General features: G+C 65.5%; 4 protein-coding genes. 2 read left to right on the plus strand and 2 right to left on the minus strand.

The window, feature by feature from the left end; all coding sequences use genetic code 11:
• Positions 1–213 precede the first annotated feature (213 nt).
• Positions 214–1557 (minus strand): tyrosine-type recombinase/integrase, encoded by a 1344-nt coding sequence (locus SM611_RS37490; protein ID WP_371955154.1) that lies wholly within the window; start codon positions 1555–1557, stop codon positions 214–216.
• Between the two features lie 351 nt (positions 1558–1908).
• Between SM611_RS37490 and SM611_RS37495 the strand changes: the two genes are divergently transcribed.
• Both SM611_RS37495 and SM611_RS37500 read left to right on the plus strand, forming a co-directional pair.
• Complete coding sequence (locus SM611_RS37495) at positions 1909–2178, plus strand: hypothetical protein (RefSeq protein ID WP_371955155.1); 270 nt, start codon at positions 1909–1911, stop codon at positions 2176–2178.
• Between the two features lie 390 nt (positions 2179–2568).
• Positions 2569–2937: a nuclear transport factor 2 family protein gene (locus SM611_RS37500; RefSeq protein WP_371955156.1), complete on the plus strand. Its 369-nt coding sequence runs from the start codon at positions 2569–2571 to the stop codon at positions 2935–2937.
• Positions 2938–3240: 303 nt separating this feature from the next.
• Here the strand turns inward: SM611_RS37500 and SM611_RS37505 are convergent.
• Positions 3241–4145 (minus strand): hypothetical protein (locus SM611_RS37505; RefSeq protein ID WP_371955157.1); only part of this gene is annotated, 905 nt, incomplete at its 5' end.

Raw genomic sequence — 4145 nt, forward strand, 5'->3', positions numbered from 1 at the left:
TCTACCGGGGGCTCCACGCCCTTTCCGGGTGCCGCCTGATCGTCCGCGTGTCCGCCCTCAAAGCCTCGTTCGTGACAGGGAAGGCATCCTTGTCCGGATCGATTTCCCTGAGATCACCTCAGTGGATCGTTCAGGCTTACGCGAGCTCGCGGTTAGGACTTCCGAAGCGGCGAAGGGCCGGGGTGGCCGGCCCTTCTCGTCGACCCCTTTCGTCTAACGGGCGGTTGAGCGGTTGCGAGTTCTGGCGAGTGCTTCGAGGGCTGTTTCGTCGGCGTTGGGGAGGGTGTGTAGGTAGCGCTCGGTTGTTGCGATAGAGGCGTGGCCGAGGCGCTCCTTCACCACCTGGAGGTCGGCGCCGCCGTTGAGGAGCCAGGAGGCGTGGGCGTGGCGTAGGTCGCGCATGGTGGGTTTGAAGTTCAGGCCGGCGGCGGCCAGGGCGGGGTTCCAGATGTTGCGGCGGAACCAGTCGTTGGGGATGTGGCCGTCGGTTTCGCGGACGCGGCGAGGGCGAGGGTTGTCTTTGCCGTCCGCACGGCGGGCGGCTCGGTAGAGGGAGAAGGCGCCTCGGCAGTAGTCGCAGCGGCAGCGGCCGGCGGTGTAGCCGCTGAGGGTGCCGTGATTGTAGGTGCGGCCCTTCTCGTTGGGTTCGGTTCGGCCGAGTGTCTCGGGGTCGGGGATCTCGGTGATGCGGGCTCGGGGCTTGTCCTGGGGTGGCATCTGGAAGAGGAGGTCGTCCCGGGTCAGGTTGGCGGTTCGGATGTGGTCCTCGAGCTTCTCGATGATCTGGGTGCTGAGCTTGAAGCGGCGGTACTCCTTGTCCTTCGGGTAGTCCTTGACGAGGAAGTGGCGGCCTTCCGGGTGGAACTGCGGGTTCAGCTCGACGACGGTGCGGCTGATCGTGAGGATGCGGGTTCTGAGGTTGACGTCCTTTACGCGCAACTCGCTGAGTTCGCCCCAGCGGAGGCCGCTCTCGACCTCGGTTTCGGCGAGGAGACGGAAGGTGCCTTCGGGGAGGGCGTTGTAGACGTCGTCGAACTGCTCGGGGGTGATGATCTCGAGGGGCTTGCGGACGACAGGGGGTGTGCGGACGCCGCGGCAGGGATGGATGAAGGTCACCTGGTCGTCCATCGCCGTGGTGAAGATGGCGCTGAGGATGATCTTGTTGTAGCGGATGGTCACGGGCTTCATGCCCTGGTTCTTGAGGGCCGTGATCCACGCGCGGATGTGCTCGGGGAGGATGTCGATCATCCGCATCGAGCCGAACGTCGGCATGATGTGCTTGTAGATCGCGTACGTGTAGCCCTCACGGGTGGTGGCCTCGACCTCGTGGTTCGGGAGCCAGACCTGCTCGACGTAATCCTTGAACCGCTGCTTTCCGCGGCCTGGGTCGCCGGTCCGTCCTCTGGAGACCTCCACCTCGGCTCGCTGCCATGCCTTGTCGGCTTCCCTTTTGTTGGAGTATGTCCCGGCTGACCTCAGGCGGCCCTTGATGTCGACATAGCAGGCCGTGTAGCGGTACTTTCCGTTGTTGCCTTTGCGCTTCTTCGCGTATCCCACGAGGCGATCTCCCCATGATCATCCGTCCGTGATTTGTCCGTGGACGGTGGCGAACCGGTCATCCTCGTCCGTGAGCGCCTGACACCGGAACCCGCCATCCACCTGGGATTTTAACGCGAATCCGCTTTACCTGCACGACCCCCAAATGGCCATGATTTGGAGTTCGGGACGAAGAGGTCACGGGTTCAAATTGCATCACCTCGCCTCACTTGTTCGGGCCATAGTCGGCTCGAAGGCGGGCCGCGGACGTCTCGGGAGACAATCTTCTCTACCTTCACAAACCGCCTTTATCCTCGGCTCACTTTCATCATCCAGCCAGCAGCTAGTTACACTCCGCAATAGGCTGGGGGCATGACCAAGCGGCCTAGTCCCGATCAACTCTTCGACGCCGACATGCACAGGGCCATCTGGCCCATGGGGTCCGAGAAGATCGAGTTGCTCTCCGGGCATCCCCTTTTCTACGGCTCGTTCGGCCAGGCGGATGCCGAGGCGGCTGAGCGCGCGTTCCCTGGCCGACAGGCCACGATCGAACCCTGGTACGGCAATCGCGGCAATCTCATCTTGCACACGTCCAACTGCACCCCGGAAACCTGCTCCGAGTGGCACACCGACGCAAATTGACGACCCCGCCTGCTGCCACTGCAAACGGCCGGGAACCTGGAGCAGCGCCACTACGACTGGGCATTGGTGCCCGCGCGGGACGGCAGTGGAGGCTGCATGTCGCAAGCGAGGGGGACGGACCCGTTCCGATTTCGGCGCGGAGCACGGTGAGGCCCCGCAGGCGTTGAGCGGCGTTACGGAGGAGGCTCAGGGGCACACGCTTCGCCGAGCCACGGCCACGCCCGCGGCCCGCAGCCGATCGGACGACGGGCGGTGCTCCTCCAACCGGTGCCAGGTGAAATCGCTAGTCGGAGGGATGTCGAGAACGCTCTGGGGGCTCCGACCTGGCTGAGAGGGGGCCGCCGGCTCGGCTGGTGGCGCCTGCGGACGCACCCGTACGGAGGAGCAGAGATGTCACGGAACGTCGAGACCGTCAACACGTACCTGGACGGTTTTCGGAAGAACGATCACGCGCAGATCCTGTCGTGCCTGACTGACGACATCGAATGGACGGTCTTCGGGGGCTTCCACCTGGTCGGCAAGGAAGCGTACGACAAGGCCATCGACGGGCCGGACGAGTTCGTCAATCCTCCCCATCTGGAGGTCGTGCGCATGGTCGAGCAGGGCGACGTCGTCATGGCGGAGATGACCGGGACGGTGCGGCGGGCCGCGGGGGGCGAGATGCGCATGTCGATGGCGGAGGTGTTCGTCATGCGGGAGGGCAAGATCGCGGAGCGCCGCGCTTGGGTGGTCGAGTTGAAGGAGAACCACTACCGCTGAGCCGAGGGCCTCGGTCAGGGTGGCTCGGCCTGCGGCGACAAGTGCCGGGCCGAGCCGCCCGTCCGGTGGGCGGCGCCGGCATCGTCCGAGGCGGTACAAAGGCCCGCGGTCGGCATTTGGGTGAATGCTTTCGAGCATGAGCAGCGGCCACGGGAGGCTTCCGCTCTCGCGATGCAGCCCCATGGTTCACCGGTTGCCTGGCTCGGCGCTGGAGCGGTGAAGCCATCATTTTCCTGACGGCGCCTCCGGGGCGCGGACTCTGGTGGCGGTTTCTATCCGCGGCGTCGCCGGGGTCTTGGACGGTCAGGAGAGGGTGACCGTCCAGGAGAGGGCTAGGGCTGCGGTTGCGACGATCAGCCAGGTCGTGTAGTCCCCTATCCTGCCGCTGTGGATGGCTTTAAGCGCGATTATTGGTGGTCGGATGAAGGGGCGCAGTGGGCTTCTGACACGTCCTGGTAGGTGTTGCCACCAAAGGCCGATTGCCGCGGTCAGAATAGCGCCAAGGAAGGAGATAAGGCCGTAGCCCCAGTCTCGCCCCGGAATGATGTGTTCGGGGAGTGGAGTTGGCGGCGGGGTGATTCCTTGGGTTATCAGGCGGGCGTGGGCTGTGTGGTCGTGGAGGTCGGCGGCTGCCTTTATCGCGTGGCCGGGGAGGTCGGGGATGAAGGATACGGAGTAGGCGGCCAGGGCCAGCAGAAGCGGAGCGGTCAGAGGCCACAGGCGGTGGTGGCCTCGGGCGGGGTGGAGTTCGGTTTCCTGGCTGGTCAGGGTCGGGTCGCGGGGTGGGCCCCAGCCCAGGAAGATTCGGGCTGTCGCGCGGAGGACGGCGCCGGCGCTGATGGCCGCGCGGATGGCCAGGAGAGGGGCCGTCCAGGCGTAGCCGGCGGTGGTCAGGGCGTCGTAGATGAGGGTCAGGGAGAGGAATGGGCCGAAGCCGGGTGGGGCGGCCAGGCCTGCGGCGCAGATGGTCAGCAAAAGCGCCAGGAGGAGGTGGCCTCTTCGGCCCCTGCCGTGGAGGAGTACTTCGTCGGCCGTGCCCAGGCGGACGATCAGCATGCCCAGGCACAGCATCAGTGACCCTTTTTCGTGCGCCCAGCAGAACGGGAGGTGATGCCGCGTGAGCGGCTGATCTTGTTCGTAAGCTCGTCGTCGCTTGCCGGTGTGAGTCCGGTCCGGGTAGCTGCCAGGAGGCCCGGTAGCAGGCTGGC

It is taken from the genome of Actinomadura monticuli (assembly GCF_041463655.1).
GTDB classification, from domain to species: Bacteria; Actinomycetota; Actinomycetes; order Streptosporangiales; family Streptosporangiaceae; genus Spirillospora; species Spirillospora monticuli.

What these genes read in the sequence shown, in the direction of transcription:
- SM611_RS37495 (WP_371955155.1), top strand. Translation starts at nt 1,909, where the DNA reads ATGACCAAGCGGCCTAGTCCCGATCAACTCTTCGACGCCGACATGCAC.
- SM611_RS37500 (WP_371955156.1), top strand. Translation starts at nt 2,569, where the DNA reads ATGTCACGGAACGTCGAGACCGTCAACACGTACCTGGACGGTTTTCGG.